17 protein-coding genes are annotated in these 17,110 nt (G+C 62.7%); 12 read left to right on the top strand and 5 right to left on the bottom strand.

The features are described from left to right. Window positions 1-81: 81 nt before the first annotated feature. Entirely contained in the window at window positions 82-933 is an 852-nt protein-coding gene (locus tag AC0L2U_RS12835; protein WP_127270626.1) for a YihY/virulence factor BrkB family protein, read from the bottom strand. 55 nt (window positions 934-988) lie between these two features. Here AC0L2U_RS12835 and AC0L2U_RS12830 point away from each other — a divergent pair, with 55 nt between their 5' ends. The 7 genes from AC0L2U_RS12830 to AC0L2U_RS12800 all read left to right on the top strand — a co-directional run bounded on the left by AC0L2U_RS12830 (window position 989) and on the right by AC0L2U_RS12800 (window position 6,507). Then, on the top strand, window positions 989-1,855 hold the full coding sequence (locus AC0L2U_RS12830; RefSeq protein WP_128290173.1) for an SDR family oxidoreductase: 867 nt from the start codon (window positions 989-991) through the stop codon (window positions 1,853-1,855). A 25-nt stretch (window positions 1,856-1,880) separates the two neighbouring features. Continuing rightward, window positions 1,881-2,072: a twin transmembrane helix small protein gene (locus AC0L2U_RS12825; RefSeq protein WP_013529428.1), complete on the top strand. Its 192-nt coding sequence runs from the start codon at window positions 1,881-1,883 to the stop codon at window positions 2,070-2,072. A gap of 22 nt (window positions 2,073-2,094) precedes the next feature. Next, window positions 2,095-2,676 carry a cob(I)yrinic acid a,c-diamide adenosyltransferase gene (locus AC0L2U_RS12820; RefSeq protein WP_127270629.1) on the top strand — a complete coding sequence of 194 codons (582 nt, stop codon included), beginning with the start codon at window positions 2,095-2,097 and terminating at the stop codon, window positions 2,674-2,676. 29 nt (window positions 2,677-2,705) lie between these two features. Then, window positions 2,706-3,506, top strand: a complete 801-nt coding sequence (locus AC0L2U_RS12815) for a rhomboid family intramembrane serine protease (protein ID WP_127272488.1) — start codon at window positions 2,706-2,708, stop codon at window positions 3,504-3,506. A gap of 213 nt (window positions 3,507-3,719) precedes the next feature. Continuing rightward, entirely contained in the window at window positions 3,720-4,469 is a 750-nt protein-coding gene (locus AC0L2U_RS12810; RefSeq protein WP_127331584.1) for an electron transfer flavoprotein subunit beta/FixA family protein, read from the top strand. Between the two features lie 23 nt (window positions 4,470-4,492). Next, window positions 4,493-5,422 (top strand): electron transfer flavoprotein subunit alpha/FixB family protein, encoded by a 930-nt coding sequence (locus tag AC0L2U_RS12805; protein WP_473601994.1) that lies wholly within the window; start codon window positions 4,493-4,495, stop codon window positions 5,420-5,422. Window positions 5,423-5,628: 206 nt separating this feature from the next. Beyond that, window positions 5,629-6,507, top strand: a complete 879-nt coding sequence (locus AC0L2U_RS12800) for a 3-hydroxybutyryl-CoA dehydrogenase (RefSeq protein ID WP_013529423.1) — start codon at window positions 5,629-5,631, stop codon at window positions 6,505-6,507. 57 nt (window positions 6,508-6,564) lie between these two features. On the opposite strand, the gene AC0L2U_RS12795 is transcribed toward AC0L2U_RS12800, so the two are convergent. The 4 genes from AC0L2U_RS12795 to AC0L2U_RS12780 form a co-directional block, all read right to left on the bottom strand. Next, a complete protein-coding gene (locus AC0L2U_RS12795) occupies window positions 6,565-8,499 on the bottom strand; it encodes a PAS domain S-box protein (RefSeq protein ID WP_245486751.1) in 1,935 nt (644 codons plus the stop codon). A 216-nt stretch (window positions 8,500-8,715) separates the two neighbouring features. Beyond that, a complete protein-coding gene (locus AC0L2U_RS12790) occupies window positions 8,716-9,354 on the bottom strand; it encodes an NrsF family protein (RefSeq protein ID WP_128289506.1) in 639 nt (212 codons plus the stop codon). 1 nt (window position 9,355) lies between these two features. Beyond that, complete coding sequence (locus AC0L2U_RS12785; protein ID WP_127379999.1) at window positions 9,356-9,907, bottom strand: sigma-70 family RNA polymerase sigma factor; 552 nt, start codon at window positions 9,905-9,907, stop codon at window positions 9,356-9,358. A gap of 156 nt (window positions 9,908-10,063) precedes the next feature. Next, window positions 10,064-11,083 carry a hypothetical protein gene (locus tag AC0L2U_RS12780; protein WP_128289507.1) on the bottom strand — a complete coding sequence of 340 codons (1,020 nt, stop codon included), beginning with the start codon at window positions 11,081-11,083 and terminating at the stop codon, window positions 10,064-10,066. 90 nt (window positions 11,084-11,173) lie between these two features. Here AC0L2U_RS12780 and AC0L2U_RS12775 point away from each other — a divergent pair, with 90 nt between their 5' ends. The 5 genes from AC0L2U_RS12775 to AC0L2U_RS12755 all read left to right on the top strand — a co-directional run bounded on the left by AC0L2U_RS12775 (window position 11,174) and on the right by AC0L2U_RS12755 (window position 17,049). After that, window positions 11,174-11,827 (top strand): N-acetyltransferase, encoded by a 654-nt coding sequence (locus AC0L2U_RS12775; protein ID WP_127318816.1) that lies wholly within the window; start codon window positions 11,174-11,176, stop codon window positions 11,825-11,827. Next, complete coding sequence (locus tag AC0L2U_RS12770) at window positions 11,824-13,050, top strand: cytochrome P450 (RefSeq protein ID WP_128289508.1); 1,227 nt, start codon at window positions 11,824-11,826, stop codon at window positions 13,048-13,050. Before AC0L2U_RS12775 ends, AC0L2U_RS12770 begins: the two co-directional genes overlap by 4 nt. 157 nt (window positions 13,051-13,207) lie before the next feature. Then, window positions 13,208-14,215: an iron ABC transporter substrate-binding protein gene (locus AC0L2U_RS12765; protein WP_473601993.1), complete on the top strand. Its 1,008-nt coding sequence runs from the start codon at window positions 13,208-13,210 to the stop codon at window positions 14,213-14,215. A 174-nt stretch (window positions 14,216-14,389) separates the two neighbouring features. Continuing rightward, window positions 14,390-15,970 (top strand): ABC transporter permease, encoded by a 1,581-nt coding sequence (locus AC0L2U_RS12760; RefSeq protein ID WP_164873943.1) that lies wholly within the window; start codon window positions 14,390-14,392, stop codon window positions 15,968-15,970. Beyond that, on the top strand, window positions 15,967-17,049 hold the full coding sequence (locus AC0L2U_RS12755; RefSeq protein WP_127268506.1) for an ABC transporter ATP-binding protein: 1,083 nt from the start codon (window positions 15,967-15,969) through the stop codon (window positions 17,047-17,049). Before AC0L2U_RS12760 ends, AC0L2U_RS12755 begins: the two co-directional genes overlap by 4 nt. Window positions 17,050-17,110: the final 61 nt, after the last annotated feature.

Below are 17,110 nucleotides of genomic sequence, written 5' to 3'. Positions count from 1 at the left end.
TGAGGAAGAAGCACAGACAGCGCCGGATATGGCCCGCTTTTTCTCCAATTCTTCAGTTCTTCAATTCCTCAATTCTACCTGTCATCCCACCCGCGCACGTGCCTCCAGATAGCGGCTGATCGCGGCATTGAGCTCGCCGCCAAGGATAAAGATCGCCGAGACCATGTAGAGGAAGACCACGGCGATCATGATCGAGGCCAGGCCGGCATAGGTCGTCACATAGGACGAGAAGTGGTCGAGATAGGTGGCGAAGATGGTCGAACCGATAAGCCATGCCGCCAGCGTGAAGACGATGCCCGGCACCAGCGAGACGAAGCGGCGCTTGCCCGCCGGCAGCCAGAAATGCACGGCAAACAATCCGCCGACAATGACCGCCGAAGCGATGACGTAACGCCACAGCGTGATGGTGCCCATATAGGGCTTGATCCAGTCGATATGGGCTTCGGCGATCCGCGCCAGCAGCGGCGCGAACACCAGGAGCACGCTGATCGCCAGGAAACCGGCCGTGGCGATGAGAACGAAGATGATGCTCTGCACCCGGCGGTAGATGATGCCGCGCGTTTCCGAAACGCGATAGGCGCGGTTGAGCGACGTGCGCAGCGCCTCGATGCCGTTCGACGCAAAATAGGCAGCAAGCACCACGCCATAGGTCAAAAGGTCGGTGCGCCGGACGGTCAGCACATTGAGCACTTCGCGCGCGATCGGCTTGGCGATCTGTTCGGGCCAGGTGTCGAAGACCAGATGCACGGCGGTGTCGGAGAACGCCTGCGCGCCGAGGAAGCTCGCCAGCGTCGTCGCGAAGATCAGGAACGGGAACAGCGCCATCAGCGATGTGATCGCCAGATGGCTGGCCATCGCCCAGCCGTCATCGGTGTTGAAATGGCCGAGCGCGTCGTAGAGGACCCGCTTGAGGGCTACGATCTTCCGCAACAAGAACCGCGCCCTCCAATTGTCTCCACGCCGGGAATATGGGAAGGGATTGCGGCAAATGGCAACCCTTGGCGAAACCACGAACAGTCCGGCGCGAAAGTTGCGCTCGATTATCATCACCGGTGCGTCTTCGGGAATAGGCGCGTACTGCGCCCGCGCGTTGAAGGCGGAAGGCTGGCGGGTGTTCGCAACGGCGCGCAGGCCGCAGGACATCGCCGCGCTCGAAGCCGATGGCATCGAGGCCTTCTATCTCGATTATTGCGAGCCGGACTCCATCGCCTCGCTGGTGACGGCGGTGCTCGACCGCACCGGCGGCCGGCTCGACGCCCTGTTCAACAACGGCGCCTATGCCCAGCCGGGCGCCGTCGAGGATCTGCCCGTCGCGGCGCTCAAGCAGCAGTTCGAGGCGAATTTCTTCGGCTGGCATGATTTGACCCGCCGGCTGGTGCCAGTGATGCGCCGCCAGGGTCAGGGCCGCATCGTCCATTGCTCGTCGATCCTTGGCCTCGTCCCGGTGCGCTTTCGCGGCGCCTATTCCGCGTCGAAGCATGCACTGGAGGCCTTGATGCTCTGCCAGCGCCAGGAACTGGCCGGCAGCGGCGTCCACGTTTCGCTGATCGAGCCGGGGCCGGTGAAGTCGAAGATCGCCAGCAATGGCCTCATTTGGTTTCTCAGCAACATCGACCACGAAAATTCCGTGCACCGCGTGGACTATGCGGCGCAACTCGAACGGCTGCGGGCCGGCGGCAGCCAATCGGCCTTGAAGCCAGGGCCGGAAGTCGTTCATGCGGCGCTGCGCCATGCACTTCTGTCGCGGCGCCCGCGACCGCACTATGTGGTAACATTGCCGGCCAGGATCGGTGCGGTGCTCAAACGCATCCTGCCGGCATCGATGCTTTACCGCCTGATGGCCAAACGCGCCTGAACGCCAAAACAATTGGAACGAAACAATGGCAACCGTCTTCAACATTCTCGCCATTCTGGTCATGGTCGCCGTTGCGGTCGTGCTTGTTCGTGGCCTCATCAATATGATGCGCGGCGGCTCCGGCGTCACATCGAACAAGCTGATGCAGGCGCGCGTCATGCTGCAGGCCGTGGCGCTGGTGCTGATCCTGCTTGCGGTGTATTTCACCCGCAAGTGAGGGATGTCGGCGGGGAGGCGAAATGGTCAAGCTCAACAAGATCTACACCCGCACCGGCGATGATGGCACCACGGGTCTCGGCACCGGCGAGAGGCGGCTGAAATCCGACCTGCGGGTAGACGCCTACGGCACGGTCGACGAAGCCAATGCCTGCATCGGCATCGCCCGGGTCCACACGGCCGCGATCCATCCCGCGATCGACGCCATGCTTTCCCGCATCCAGAACGATCTCTTCGACCTCGGCGCCGATCTCGCCGTGCCCGACGACGGCAAGCCGCTCGGCTATGAGCCGCTTCGGATCGTCGCCGTGCAGACCGACCGGGTCGAAAAGGACATCGACCTTCTCAACAAGGAGCTTCAGCCGCTCAAATCCTTCGTGCTCAATGGCGGCACGCCGGCAGCGGCGGCACTTCACCTTGCCCGCACCGTGGCGCGGCGGGCCGAAAGGCTGATCGTGGCCCTTGCCCAGGATCCGGACGAGCACGTCAACCGCGACGGTCTAAAATACATCAACCGGGTCTCGGATTTCCTGTTTGTCGCCGCCCGGGCGGTCAATGACAACGGAAACGCCGACGTGCTATGGGTTCCCGGCAAGAACCGCTGATTGTCGAAAGCGGAAGAGGGCCTGGGGCAATGTTCATCCCGCTTTACGACACCAACAGGCTGCGGCACATCAGGCTGCAATATGTGACGATCGGGCTGATCGTGGTCAATGCCCTGGTCTACCTCGCCACCGCGCTCGGCGGCGAGAGTTTCTCCAATGCCGCCGTGCTTGGCCTCGGCTTCATCCCGTCGGTCGTCCATGACACCGCCGAGCTTGATCCCCGTTTCATCGTCATCCCCGAAAGCCTGAGCTACCTCACCTATTCCTTCCTGCATGCCGACATCTTCCATCTCGGCGGCAACATGCTGTTCCTGTGGGTGTTCGGCGACAATGTCGAGGATGCGCTCGGCCACATCCGCTACCTCATCTTCTACCTGTTGTGCGCGATCGCCGGCGCCGCCTTCCAGGGCCTCGTCGCCTGGGATTCGCAGGCGCCGCTGATCGGTGCCTCCGGCGCCATCGCCGGAGTGGTCGTCGCCTATCTGATCCTTTATCCCAGGGTGAAGGTCTGGGTGCTGGCCTTTGCCCGCATCCCGCTGCGGATTCCGGCCTTCATCCCGCTCATCTTGTGGGTGCTGTTCCAGGTGGTGATGTTTGCCGCCGGCGGCGAGGACCAGATTTCGTGGGCTTGCCATATCGGCGGCATCATTGCCGGAGCCGTTCTTGTGCTCGTCCTGCGCAGCCGCGGCGTGCCGCTGTTTGCCGGCGCCGACGAGGACGTTGCGCCCACCGCTCCCGACCAACCGCCGGTTGCCACGGAACCGCTGATCCCCGACCCGCCCGCCGCGACGCCGCGCTGGGGGCGAGGAAACACTTCCAGTTCGGACTGAACCGATTTGAGCCGCTTGCAGCGTATTGACGTGCAGGGTTGCCGCAACTACGGAAACGTCACCGCCGCAACCTAAGGCGGGCAAACACCAGAATTTCCATCCGGCCGGAATTCCATCCGGCCAAAATTCAGTCAGGAATGTCGGCTTTCGACAACTCAGAACGGGCGCAGGCTGTTATAGCGCGCCCAACTAGCGTGAAGAGGTGACAGGCAAATGAAGATCCTTGTGCCCGTGAAGCGGGTTGTGGATGCGAACGTCAAGGTTCGCGTGAAGGCTGATGGTTCGGCGGTGGAGCTCGCCAACGTCAAGATGGCGATGAACCCGTTTGACGAAATCGCGGTGGAAGAAGCAATCCGGCTGAAGGAAGCCGGCAAGGCTGAAGAAATCATCGTCGTCTCGATCGGCCCGCAGCAGGCGCAGGAAACACTGCGCACCGCGCTCGCCATGGGCGCCGACCGCGCCATCCTGGTCAAGACCGAGGAACAGACCGAGCCGCTCGGCGTCGCCAAGGTGCTGAAAGGCGTCGTCGACGCCGAGCAGCCCGGCCTCGTCATTCTCGGCAAGCAGGCCATCGACGACGACTCCAACCAGACCGGCCAGATGCTGGCGGCACTGCTTGGCTGGGCGCAGGGCACCTTCGCTTCCAAGATCGTGCTCGACGGCGACAAGGCCAAGGTGACGCGCGAAGTCGACGGCGGCCTGCAGACCGTGGAACTGAAGATGCCGGTGATCGTCACCGCCGACCTTCGCCTCAACCAGCCGCGCTATGCCTCGTTGCCCAACATCATGAAGGCCAAGAAGAAGCAGCTCGACGAGAAGACCCCGGCCGACTACGGCGCCGACGTCAAGCCGCGGCTGAAGATCATCAAGACCGAGGAGCCAAGCGGCCGCAAGGCAGGCGTCAAGGTCAAGAGCGTCACTGAGCTGGTCGACAAGCTCAAGAACGAAGCCGGCGTGTTGTAAGCGATCGGGAAAGGAACAGAAAAATGGCTATTCTCCTCATCGCAGAACACGACAACGCAACGCTTTCCGACCAGACCGCCAAGGCGCTGTCGGCGGCGCTGCAGATCGGCTCGGACGTGCATGTGCTGGTTGCCGGCAAAGGCGCCAAGCCGGCAGCCGACGCTGCCGCCAAGCTCAAGGGCGTGAGCAAGGTGCTGCTGGCCGAGGCAGACGAACTTGCCGAGCGCCTGGCCGAGCCGACGGCAGCACTGGTCGTATCGTTGGCAGGCGCTTACGACACCATCATCGCGCCGGCGACCTCGTCGGGCAAGAATGTTGCGCCGCGAGTCGCAGCGCTCCTCGATGTCGCGCAGGTGTCCGAGATCATCGAAGTCGTATCGCCCGACACCTTCAAGCGGCCGATCTATGCCGGCAACGCCATCCAGACGGTGCAGTCGAGCGACGCCAAGAAGGTGATCACGGTGCGCACGGCCTCGTTCCAGGCAGCCCCCGAGGGCGGCTCGGCGGCGGTCGAGACCGTCAAGGCCGCGGCCAATCCCGGCCTGTCCACCTTCGTCGAGAACAAGCTTTCCGAGACCGACCGTCCGGAGCTGACCTCGGCCAAGATCATCATCTCGGGTGGTCGTGCGCTGGGTTCGGCGGAGAAGTTCCAGGAGGTCATCCTGCCGGTCGCTGACAAGCTCGGTGCCGCCGTCGGCGCCTCCCGCGCCGCGGTCGATGCCGGCTATGCGCCGAACGACTGGCAGGTCGGCCAGACCGGCAAGGTGGTTGCCCCCAATCTTTACATCGCGGTCGGCATCTCCGGCGCCATCCAGCATCTCGCCGGCATGAAGGATTCGAAGGTCATCGTCGCCATCAACAAGGACGAGGAGGCGCCGATTTTCCAGGTTGCCGACTACGGCCTCGTCGGCGATCTCTTCGTCATTCTGCCGGAGCTGCAAAAGGCGCTTTGACGCTTTCTGCCAAAGCGTATTAAATGGTGAGGGTGGGGTAGACGAAGTCGCCCCGCCCTTTTAGTTTGCACCGCACAAAAAGCAGGCCGCAAAGGCGAAAAGCAATCCAGCAAAAGTGCGCAGCGGTTTTGCGTCCGGAATTGCGGTAAAAAAAGGTGGAGCGCTTTCGCAGTTCAAGCGGAAGGGCTCAGGACGGGATCGGTGTAATGAGCAAGATCGAGACGATCGGCATCATCGGCGCGGGCCAGATGGGCGGCGGCATCGCCCATGTCTCCGCGCTTTCGGGCTACAAGGTGCTGATCTACGATATTTCGCCCGACCGCATCGAGAAAGGCATCGCCACAATCAGCGGCAACATGGCCCGCCAGGTGGGGTCCGGCAAGCTCGACGAGAAGGTGCGCAACGACGCGATGGGCCGCATTTCGGCCGCGCCCGCGATGGCCGATCTTGCCGGCGCGGATCTGGTGATCGAGGCGGCGACAGAGGACGAGACGGTCAAGCGCAAGATCTACGCCCAGCTTTGTCCGCAGCTCAATCCCGAAGCCATCCTGGCGACCAACACCTCGTCGATCTCGATCACGCGGCTTGCCGCGCAGACCGACCGGCCTGAGCGGTTCATCGGCATACATTTCATGAACCCGGTGCCGCTGATGAAGCTGGTCGAGCTGGTGCGCGGCATCGCCACCGAGGACCAGACCTTCGAGGCGGCCAAGACCTATGTGAAGCAGCTCGACAAGACGATCACGGTCTCGGAGGATTTTCCGGCCTTCATCGTCAACCGCATCCTGTTGCCGATGATCAACGAGGCGATCTACACGCTCTATGAGGGTGTCGGCTCGGTCGACGCCATCGACACCGCCATGCGGCTCGGCGCCAACCATCCGATGGGGCCGCTGCAGTTGGCCGATTTCATCGGGCTCGATACCTGCCTGTCGATCATGCAGGTGCTGCATGACGGCCTGTCGGACTCCAAGTACCGCCCTTGCCCGCTGCTGGTGAAATATGTCGAGGCCGGCTGGCTCGGCCGCAAGACCGGGCGCGGCTTCTACGACTATCGTGGCGAGCATCCCGTTCCGACGCGCTGAGCGCATCGTCGACGCAAATCAGGGACAAGCCTTCGGATCGGCGGTTGACAGGCTCGATCAGGAGGCCGCCGCCAGCGGCTCTGTCCGGCCCTCCACGATCCGTGCGTCGGACGCCACGGAGACACAGCCGCGGCCGGCCGCCTTGGCCGCATAGCAGGCCGCATCGGCTCTCGCGATGATCTCGTCGACCTCGCCGCAATTGGCATTGATCGCAGCCAGTCCGATGCTGGCGCCGATCACGTGAGGACGGCCGTCCCAGGTGAAGTCCAGCCCGCCGATCGCATCGATGATGGAGCGTGCCGCGATCTTGGCGCCGGCTGCCGAACCCGATTTCAGAATGACCGCGAATTCGTCGCCGCCGAGGCGAGCGACGATATCGTCTGGACCAAGCACGCCGCGAATCGCCTCGGCAACCCGCTTCAGCAGCGCGTCTCCCGCCGCGTGTCCGCCGGTGTCGTTGACCAGTTTGAAGTGGTCGAGATCGATGAACATGAACTGATGTCCGGCGCCTCCGACCGACTTCGTCGTGTCGGCGGTGCCGTCCTTGCGCGCCTGGCCGACCAGGTCTTCCATGGCACGGATGAAGCTCGAGCGGTTGCCAAGGCCGGTCAGCGCATCGTGTGCCGCGGCGTGCGCCAGCTGGCGCTGCAGCGCGCGCGCATCGGTAAAGTCCTGGAAGACGATGACCAGCCCGCAGAATTCGTTCCGTTCGTTGATGATCGGCGACACCACCTGGCGGATGCTGCAGCGCGTGTCGTCGCGCCGGATCAGGACGGCGCGGCTGTTCTGGTCGGCGGGCGCATGAACGCCAACCGCGGGCCGGGTGACGCCGATCCTGTGCCCCGTCTCCTCGTCGACCGCCCAGTAGACATGGCCAAGCATCTTGCCGAGAGCCTCGCCGCCGGCAATCCCGGTCAGCTTTTCGGCGACCGGGTTCATGAAGGTGATACGGTTTGCGGCATCGGTGCAGATGACGGCATCGCCGATTGATTGCAGCGTCACCCTCAGCCGCTCCTTTTCGTCGGCAAGCATTGCCGCCGACACAGTAAGGCGCTCTTCGGCCTCCTTGCGGCGGGTGATGTCGGTCAGGCTGCCGATGGCCCTGATCAGCCGTCCATCCTCGTCGCGTTCGATGGCCTTGCCGCGGTCGAGTATCCACATCCAGTGGCCATCCTTGTGGCGCATCCTGAATTCGGCTTCAAAGAACGGTGTCTTGCCCTCGAGATGGGCGCGATCGGCTTCGGCGACAGTCTCGCGATCGTCGGGATGAATCATCGTCAGCCAGCGATCGGTGTCGCCATCGAGCTCGCCATCCGCATAGCCCAGCATCTTGACCCAGGTCGAGGAATAGGTCGTGCCCCCCTTGCGCATGTCGAGGTCCCAGACGCCTTGGCCGGCACCAGCCAGAGCAAAATTCCAACGCGTCTCCGCCTCGGCAATGCGCGCCTCGGCCTGCTTGCGCGCGTCGATGTTCTCGATTTGCGAGACGAGATAGAGCGGGCGGCCGCTGGTCTCATCGCGAATGACCGAACCGGCAAGATGGGCCCAGACGGGCGTTCCGTCCTTCCTGAGATAACGCTTCTCGAAGTGGAAGGAATTGACCGTGCCCGCCTTCAGATCGTCCATCGTCTCCCGCCCGATCAGCAGATCGTCGGGATGCGTGATCTGGAAGAAAGTCAGCGCCTCGATCTCTTCGCTTGTGTAGCCAAGCATGGCGGCGAAGGCCGGATTGGTTTGGCGGATGCGACCGTCGAGAGCGACAACCACGATGCCGATCGCCGAATCCTCCATGGCGCGGCGGAAGCGCAGCTCGCTCTCGGCGATCTGCTGGCGATCCCTGCTGATCCTGCGGATAGACAGGGCGGCGAGGAACAGCGCGCCCGCCGCCACCGCCACCGCGATCTGCAGGCAGAGCCTCAACGCTTCGGTGCCGAAATCCAGGCTCGACAGCAGGATCGAGGTCGCCAGCACGCCCAGGCCGGCGACGAGCAACGCCAGCCCTGCATGCCCAAGAGATTTTCGGCTGGTTAATCCTCGCCACATCACGATACGTGCCACCCCCGTGCGCAAACGCATGTTCTCGCATCAACCTTGGCGGATCGATTTTAAGGAAAGGTTGCGTCCGGCATGCCGGCGTGGTCGCTAACCGGCAAACAATTGCCGGCATGATTAAGGATCGGTGCACGGGTCCGCGATCGTTGCGAAACGCTACCAGCGTATGAAAAACCGTCCGCCGAGCGCACCGAGCAATGCGAGCGCTACGATCGCTGCCGTGTACCAGGTGGCGACGAAAAGCGGCGAGTCGTCGAAGCAGTGCGCGGCATAGAAGGTTGCCGCCAGCCCGCCGGCGAGCAGACCCGCCACCGCACCGGCAAGCACCGGCCGTGTCGGCGCGCCATAGCGCAGCATCCACAGGAAGATGGCAAGCGGGCCAATACCGATCAGCGGGATAAAGCCCATGCAGAGCATCATGTTGGAGCCGACCATCCGTGTACCCCACAGCGCCTCCGGCACCATGAAAAGCTCAAGAAGCACCGCCACGGCGACCAGCACGGGCGCCGCAGCCATCCAGGCCATTGCCCGGCCCGTCGAGGCGCCCGGCGTCGACAAGGCGCGGATCAGGGCGAAGGCGCTGACGGCTAGCACGATGGTGAAGACGAATTTGGAGAGGAAGCGCATCGTGTGAGCGGCCGCCACGAAGTCCGGGCGCGGGCCGATGGTCAGCAGGAATACGACGGTCGCGATCACCGCCCCCGCACCGGCGGCCAGCCACCAGGCCGACAGCAACGGGATTGCCTTGCTGCTTGCGTCGGCGTCCAGCGCCTTGATGAGATCATCCGTCCTCATGTCATTCCCGCCCGAACCGCCCCTGCCCGAATCGCTTGGCTATCGCGGCAAGTCCGCGATGCAGCGACACACGCACCGCCGTCTCGCTGATGCCGAACTTCGCCGCCGTCTCACCAATGGACCGCCCTTCCACCGACACGGCCGAGACCACGGAGCGCTGTGCCGGCGACAGGCTGTCCAATGCCCGGTTGATGTCTCGCTCGCTGACGGTCTCGGTTTCCGGCTCGGCGAACGTCTCGGCGATATCGTCGACATCGATCTCGATGCGCCGTCCTCGCCGCCGGAACGCATCGATCAGCTTGAAGCGGGCGATCGCGTAGATCCACGGCAACACCGGCGCATCCTGGCGCCAGGTATGTCGTTTTACATGAATGGCCAGCAAGGTTTCCTGCACGACATCCTCGGGATCGACCCCGCCCTGCACGATCTTGCGCCTGGCAAAACCGCGAACCAGCGCGGCAATCCGGTGCAGAAAGTCGGCGTAAGCCCTTTCATCTCCCGCGATCGCGGCCCGCATCAGCCGGGAAAGTTCGGCCTCGTCCTTGCCGCTCACAAGAGTTCACTCCCCCGAATTTCGCGTCTCGGCGCTGATTTGTTACGTGGCCGGCGAAATAATGTCCAAGCCAAACTATCGGCAAATCACGAAAGTTTGCGGCACACCGCGCGCCGATCGCCAGTGCGATATTGCCCCGCGCTCTTGTTCGAGAACTCAAGGCTTGGCGCCGAACATGGCGTCCCGGAAAGACCTGAAGCCCTTTCGAACGGTCAGCTTCATCCGTCTGCGACGGTACTTGTTTTTCAGGCGGCCCAAGATCTGGAGATGTGTCTCATCGATAACCGGAGTGGATAGGGGATCGTTAGCATATGGCAGCTGTGCCAAGGCATCTGCATGCATGTTGGCGTAAGGCAACGAATCGTATCTGTCGAAGGGTGTGGGCGGGTCGTTCAATACAGTGGGATTGGTGTTGATCTCGAAAACCTGGATACGACCATCGACAATGGTGTAGTCGATCCTGCCATATGAGATCCCCGCCTTCTCGAAAATCGGCATCAGCTCTACCGCATGCGGATTGTCGCGCACAAAGGCGGTATGCTCGACCCGATGTTGCCCCGACATACCGCCTCCCTGTACCTTTATGAACCACTCCTTGCTGGCGAAGCAGTGTTGCGCATAACTGCGCTCGCCGATCCGATATGCCGAGTATTTCCGGTAGCTGCCATCGGCACCAGCCTTTGCTCCAAACTCCACCACCATGGGGCGAACAAAATTCATCGTACCCAGGTTCGAGAGCGCCTCGCCGAGTTCCGCCGGCGATTGCAACAGCGGCGGCACTTTATAAGCGGCGCCCGTCTCGTCACGCAGAAAGACAGGGAAACGCATTCCCGCCGGCAGAATTTCGGGTCTGTATACATTGAAATCATTGATGCCGTCCGCGAACAGCATACGCAATAGATCGAAACGCTGAAGGCTTTTTCGGGGATGGTTGAGTTGAAACAGATCAGGCTGCTGCGACTTCATCCGCTGGCTGAGATTGGAGCATGCTTCAATCTCTGCTTCGCTCAGTCGGTCCAAATCCGTCCAAAGAACGGTGCCTCTGGAAATCTCAAGCAGATGCGCCCGTTCGTCATAGGGAACAAAGCGCACAGAACCCTGCAAATCCGTTCGAAAATAGAGTAGCAGGCTTGCCAGGGTATAGGCATGCAAGCGATGGCAAACATAGAAGATCATGAGACAACCCGCCCCTACTCATGCACTCATCAACAGCTGGTATCAGAAAATTATCGATTCGATATCGCAATTACGAGCCGCCTTTCGACGATGAAGATGATCGTATTTCAACAGCTTATGGCAGACGACGTTCCGGGCATGGCCGCGATGGAGGCCGCGGCCTGGGGAAGACTCGGTGCCAGCGAAAAAACAATTCACCACCGGCTTTCGCTCGGGCATACAATGATCCTGGCCATGGTTGAGAACCTTGTTGCCGGCGCGATCTGCTTCGTGGAAACCAGCCAAGATCCGCACGATACGGGAAGGTTCCCCAAGACCTTCTCCGCCTACTCTTCGCTTGCCAGGAGCCAACCTGCACGGTCACTCTACGTGTACAATCTTGGTGTGCGACCCGAATTCCGCGGCACCGACATGGCACGCCGCCTGTTGTCGCAAATGTCTGACTATGGACGGCAGGTCGGTGCGCGTTGGTTGGTCGGCGACGGACGTTGCCCGTCCTACGCGGGAGCACAGGACGAGTTGCCCGACAAGGTTCGGCCGGATCCGGAATTTCGTCGGACCATCGACGATTGGCATCGGACCGGTGTCATGCCTTCGGTGGAATCCATAACGAGGGATCCGCTACTGCGGTTCTATAACCGTGTTCTCCGGTGCGAATTTCTACATCTCGCGTCCGATTTTCTACCTGAAGACATGAGTTCCGGCGGATTTCGCGTTATCTTTGCTGTCGATCTTGCCCGATGACAGATCAGGCTGATCTATTTGACCCCATCGCCCATGGCAGCGATGCGTTTCCCGAATTCGCCCGTCGTCGGAGTTCAGGAGGCGCCAGTTGGGGCAAACCTCCTTATCCCGAGGTCGGTGAAGCCTTCTACGTGTTCAGCCATGCGCTTGTTTCCCAGGCCTTGAAACACCCACTGTTGCTGCAGGCACCGCCGGGCGCCTATCAGGAGGTCAGGCAAAAGATCAGCGCCAATCCGGCCCTGGACCTGTTGACCCGTTCCATGCTGCTGTCCGACCCGCCGCGGCACATGCGCCTGCGCCGCCCATTGGCTGGTTCGCTAAGCTTTTCCTCCTGCAACGGGCTATTCGACCGGCTTGCGGCCAAAGCGTCGGAACTTACGCAGGCAGCTGTACAAAAACCGGAGTTCGACGCGGTTCGTGATATAGGCCTGCCGCTAGCGTTTTCAGGCCTGGAACAGATCCTTGGTATCGACATGGACGATCCCTGGCGGATTGGCGCCGACGCACAGCTTATGGCCAACGCCCTGGAAATAAGGGCCGGCGGCGTAGACGAAGACGCAAACGATGCCTGCCGCCGGTTGGAGGCATGGGTATCCAGCGTGATAGAACACGGTACTGTGCGCCCAAACGGTATTTCAGCTCAGATGCTTGCCGAAGTCGAGGCTGGCCGCTGGCTGAGAGACGATGCCATTGCAAACATCGTATTCCTGCTCTTTGCCGGGCAGGCGACAGTCGTCGATACCTTCGGCAATGCGCTGGTCGCGCTTGCACGCTTCCCAGAACAGCTTTCGCTGCTTGAAGATGGGAAAGTCAGTTGGTTTTCAGCAGCCGAAGAGCTGCTCCGTTTTTGCGCTCCGGTTCACTATGCCGGAGCGCGCATCGCCGCGGAAGATATGCAATTTGGTGGCGCAACCATAAAAGCCGGGCAGGCCGTCGTACCCGTGCTGGCGAGCGCCAATCGAGACATTTCTGTTTTTCCGGCGGGCGACCGGTTGGATTTGGGTTCCGGCATTTCGTCGGCCCTTGCCTTTGGCACCGGACTGCATGCCTGTCTGGGTCAACACGTCGCCCGGTTAGAAATAGCTGTACTGCTGGAGGCCTTGTTCACGCAGGCCAAAGGCTGGTGCTTGGACCTTCCCAGGGTCGTCAGGCGGCATTCGTTGCTTTTCCACGGTCTGCAAGCCGCCCCATTCATCCGGCCCGCGGATCAACCATCGGTTTGAATTCGCACGCCATTCGCGTCCCTTCATACTTGGAATTGTGAGCCCGATATCAAGCGTTTGTGCTTCAGCGACCGATTGAAGCAGATCACCAATGTTGACTAAGCCTGTCAGGTATCGGTAGGTGAGCCGGTGCCAACCCGAACTTTAGGACAATGTCATGAAATATGCTCTTTCCACCCTCGCCGGCGCCACGGCGCTGGCAATCATGCTGATCGCCAGCCCGTCGATGGCCGAGGATGCCGGCATCATTGTCTATAACGCCCAGCACGAAAGCCTGACCAAGGCGTGGGCCGAAGGCTTCACCAAGGAAACGGGCATCAAGGTCACAGTGCGCAATGGCGGCGACAGCGACTTCTCCAATCAGATCGTCGCCGAGGGCACTGCTTCACCCGCAGACGTGTTCCTGACGGAAAACTCACCAGCCATGGCGCTGGTCGAGAGCGCCGGCCTGTTCGCGCCGGTCGATGCCGACACGTTGGCACAGGTTCCGCAGGACTATCAGCCGGCCAGCGGCAAATGGGTCGGCGTCGCCGCGCGCAGCACGGTCTTTGCCTATAACAAGACCAAGCTGACCGCCGACCAGCTGCCCAAGTCGATGCTTGACCTCGCCAATCCGAACTGGAAGGGCCGCTGGGCCGCCTCCCCGTCGGGCGCCGATTTCCAGGCCATCGTCAGCGCCCTGCTCCAGCTCAAGGGCGAAGCCGCTACCGCCGACTGGCTGAAGGCGATGAAAACCAATTTCACCGCCTACAAGGGCAACAGCACGGTGATGAAGGCGGTCAATGCCGGCGAGATCGAAGGCGGCGTCATCTATCACTATTACTACTTCGGCGATCAGGCCAAGACCGGCGAAAACAGCAAGAATGTCGAGCTGCACTATTTCAAGAACCAGGATCCGGGCGCCTTCGTCTCGATCTCCGGCGGCGGCGTGCTGGCCTCCGGCAAGCATCCCAAGGAAGCCCAGGCGTTCCTGAAATGGCTGACCGGCAAGGGCGGTCAGGACGTGCTGAAAACAGGCGACTCCTTCGAATACGCGGTCGGCAAGGGTGCGGACTCCAACCCGAAGCTGGTGCCACTCGCCGATCTGCAGGCGCCGAAGGTCGATGCCACGACGCTGAACTCCAAGAAGGTCACCGACCTGATGACGGCAGCCGGCTTGCTTTAGTTGCCATTCGTCCTAAAAGGACACCCGACCACGCTCCCGCGGGAATTCGCCTTCCGCGGGAGTGATTTTGTTTTTCGAGATGGCATTCGTCGATGACGACACGCTGTGTTCCCGACCGCGATCGCGGTCCTTCAATTGCTGCCGCTGGACGGCAACGGCACGGCGTCTGACCTGATGCAGTCCGCGGTCGATCTCGCGCGTTCGGGCCTGCCTTCGGGCACAGGCCGAAGGGCCCGGCGACGCGCACCGCTGTGGCTGGTCCTCGCCGCCATCTTCGTTGCGCTGCTGGCGCTGGTGCCGCTCGCCTTCATCATCTGGATCGCGGTGCAGACCGGCTGGGAAACCGTCTCGGCGCTGGTCTTCCGGCCGCGTGTCGGCGAGCTTCTGGTCAACACTGTCCTGCTGGTCGCGCTCTCGGTGCCGATCACCATCGTGCTGTCGGTTGCGCTGGCCTGGCTGACCGAGCGCAGCGACCTGCCGGGCGACCGGATCTGGTCCTGGCTGTGCGTGGCGCCGCTCGCCATCCCCGCCTTCGTCCACAGCTACGCCTGGATCACCATGGTGCCGGGACTGCACGGCCTGTGGGCCGGCGTGCTGGTTTCCGTTATCGCCTATTTCCCGTTCCTGTATCTGCCGGTGTCGGCGGCATTGCGCCGTCTCGATCCCGCCCTCGAGGACGCCGCCGCCGCACTCGGCCTTGGACCCCGACGCGTGTTCTGGCGGGTCGTGCTGCCGCAATTGCGGCTCGCCATCTGCGGCGGCTCACTGCTGGTCGGCCTGCATCTGCTGGCCGAGTACGGCCTCTATGTCTTCATCCGCTTCGACACCTTCACCACGGCGATCGTCGACCAGTTCCAATCGACCTTCAATGGACCGGCCGCCAACATGCTGGCCGGCGTGCTGGTCAGCTGCTGCTTCGTGCTGCTCGGCCTCGAAGTGCTGGTGCGCGGCGAGGAGCGCTATGCCCGCGTCGGCTCGGGTGCGGCGCGCCATCAGCAACGCGCAAGCCTCGGGCGCGCCACCATTCCGAGCCTGCTCTTGCTTGTCGTCACCACGCTTTTGGCGCTCGGCGTGCCGTTCGTCACCATCGGCGGCTGGCTTGTCGCCGGCGGCGCCGCTGTCTGGCGCCTGGACGAGATCGGCCTGGCGCTTGGGCAGACGCTGTTCCTGGCGCTCGCCGGCGCCTTGCTCGCCACCGTCGCCGCCATGCCGATGGCCTGGATCTCGATCCGCGCCCCGGGGCCATTGCAGCGCCTGCTGGAGGGCTGCAACTACATTGTCGGCTCGTTGCCGGGGGTTGTCATAGCGCTGGCGCTGGTCACCATCACGGTGCGCATCGCGCTGCCGCTCTACCAGACCCTGTTCACCATCCTGGTGGCCTATGCGCTGATGTTCCTGCCACGCGCGCTGGTCAGCTTGCGGGCATCTATCGCGCAGGCACCGGTCGAGCTCGAACGCGCCGCTTCCAGCCTCGGCCGCCCGCCGCTGCAGGCGCTGTGGTCGACGACGATCCGCCTGTCGGCGCCGGGTGCCGCGGCCGGCATGGCGCTGGTGGCGCTCGGCATCATGAACGAACTGACTGCCACCCAGATGCTGGCGCCGAACGGCACCCGCACGCTGGCGATGGCGTTCTGGTCCTACAGCGGCGAGATTGATTATGCCTCCGCGGCACCTTACGCCTTCATCATGGTGGCGATGTCGCTGCCCTTGACCTGGCTGCTCTATGTCCAGTCGAAACGGATGGCCGGACGATGAGCTTTCTCGAAATCGGCGGCCTGCACAAGCAGTACGGCCCGGTGGCCGCCCTTGCCGGCGTCGACCTGAACGTCGCCAGCGGCAGCCGCACGGCGATTGTCGGTCCTTCCGGCTGCGGCAAGACGACCCTGCTGCGGCTGATTGCCGGCTTCGAGGCGCCGGACCAGGGGCACATCACGCTCGACGGTACGATATTGGCCAATGGCGGCGCTGCGGTGCCGGCATATCGGCGAGGCATCGGCGTGGTGGCGCAGGATGGCGCCCTGTTTCCGCATCTGACCATTGGCGACAATATCGGTTTCGGCATGGGTCGCGGCGAGGACAAGCGCACCGAGCGCATCGTCGAGCTCGCCTATATCGTCGGGCTGGACAAGGCGATCCTCAAGCGCCGCCCGCACGAGCTCTCCGGCGGCCAGCAGCAGCGCGTGGCGCTGGCTCGCGCCATGGCGATGAAGCCCCGGCTGATGCTGCTCGACGAGCCGTTCTCGGCACTCGATACCGGCCTGCGCGCCTCGATGCGCAAGGCGGTGGCCGAGCTTCTGGAAGCTGCCGGCATCACTACCATCCTGGTGACGCACGACCAGGCCGAGGCGCTGTCCTTCGCCAGCCAGGTCGCGGTGATGCGCGACGGCAAGTTCTCGCAGATCGGCACGCCGCGCGAGCTCTATCTCAAGCCGAAGGACAGGATGATCGCCGAATTCCTTGGCGACGCCATCATCCTGCCGGCCAAGATATCGGATGGATTCGCCAACTCGCCCCTCGGCCGCATCGCGGTCGACACCAATGACAGCCGCGATATCGCCCGTATCATGCTTCGCCCGGAGCAGATCGCGCTGAAGAGAACGTCGCGCGAGGGCATGTCCGGCACCTCGGACATGCTGTTCGGCGAAGTGACGGAATCCGAATTCGCCGGCTCGATGTGCACGGTCGCGGTGCGGCTCTTGAACAATGCCGATCCGCCCGATGCGGCCGCGATCGGCAACACGCCGCTGGTCCTGCGCAAACCGGGCATGGACGCGCCGGCGGTCGGCGAGATCGTCCGGCTGACCGTATCGGGAAAGGCGCATGTCTTCGCCTGAACACCGTATGCTGGAGCAATTCTAGGAAACTGTGAAGCGGTTTTCCGTCTGGAATTGCGTC

This window comes from Mesorhizobium sp. WSM4808, from assembly GCF_055811675.1.
This window is presented reverse-complemented; position numbering and strand designations above follow the sequence as displayed.

What these genes read in the sequence shown, in the direction of transcription:
- AC0L2U_RS12830 (WP_128290173.1), top strand. Translation starts at nt 989, where the DNA reads ATGGCAACCCTTGGCGAAACCACGAACAGTCCGGCGCGAAAGTTGCGC.
- AC0L2U_RS12825 (WP_013529428.1), top strand. Translation starts at nt 1,881, where the DNA reads ATGGCAACCGTCTTCAACATTCTCGCCATTCTGGTCATGGTCGCCGTT.
- AC0L2U_RS12820 (WP_127270629.1), top strand. Translation starts at nt 2,095, where the DNA reads ATGGTCAAGCTCAACAAGATCTACACCCGCACCGGCGATGATGGCACC.
- AC0L2U_RS12815 (WP_127272488.1), top strand. Translation starts at nt 2,706, where the DNA reads ATGTTCATCCCGCTTTACGACACCAACAGGCTGCGGCACATCAGGCTG.
- AC0L2U_RS12810 (WP_127331584.1), top strand. Translation starts at nt 3,720, where the DNA reads ATGAAGATCCTTGTGCCCGTGAAGCGGGTTGTGGATGCGAACGTCAAG.
- AC0L2U_RS12805 (WP_473601994.1), top strand. Translation starts at nt 4,493, where the DNA reads ATGGCTATTCTCCTCATCGCAGAACACGACAACGCAACGCTTTCCGAC.
- AC0L2U_RS12800 (WP_013529423.1), top strand. Translation starts at nt 5,629, where the DNA reads ATGAGCAAGATCGAGACGATCGGCATCATCGGCGCGGGCCAGATGGGC.
- AC0L2U_RS12790 (WP_128289506.1), bottom strand. Translation starts at nt 9,354, where the DNA reads ATGAGGACGGATGATCTCATCAAGGCGCTGGACGCCGACGCAAGCAGC.
- AC0L2U_RS12780 (WP_128289507.1), bottom strand. Translation starts at nt 11,083, where the DNA reads ATGATCTTCTATGTTTGCCATCGCTTGCATGCCTATACCCTGGCAAGC.
- AC0L2U_RS12775 (WP_127318816.1), top strand. Translation starts at nt 11,174, where the DNA reads ATGAAGATGATCGTATTTCAACAGCTTATGGCAGACGACGTTCCGGGC.
- AC0L2U_RS12770 (WP_128289508.1), top strand. Translation starts at nt 11,824, where the DNA reads ATGACAGATCAGGCTGATCTATTTGACCCCATCGCCCATGGCAGCGAT.
- AC0L2U_RS12765 (WP_473601993.1), top strand. Translation starts at nt 13,208, where the DNA reads ATGAAATATGCTCTTTCCACCCTCGCCGGCGCCACGGCGCTGGCAATC.
- AC0L2U_RS12760 (WP_164873943.1), top strand. Translation starts at nt 14,390, where the DNA reads ATGCAGTCCGCGGTCGATCTCGCGCGTTCGGGCCTGCCTTCGGGCACA.
- AC0L2U_RS12755 (WP_127268506.1), top strand. Translation starts at nt 15,967, where the DNA reads ATGAGCTTTCTCGAAATCGGCGGCCTGCACAAGCAGTACGGCCCGGTG.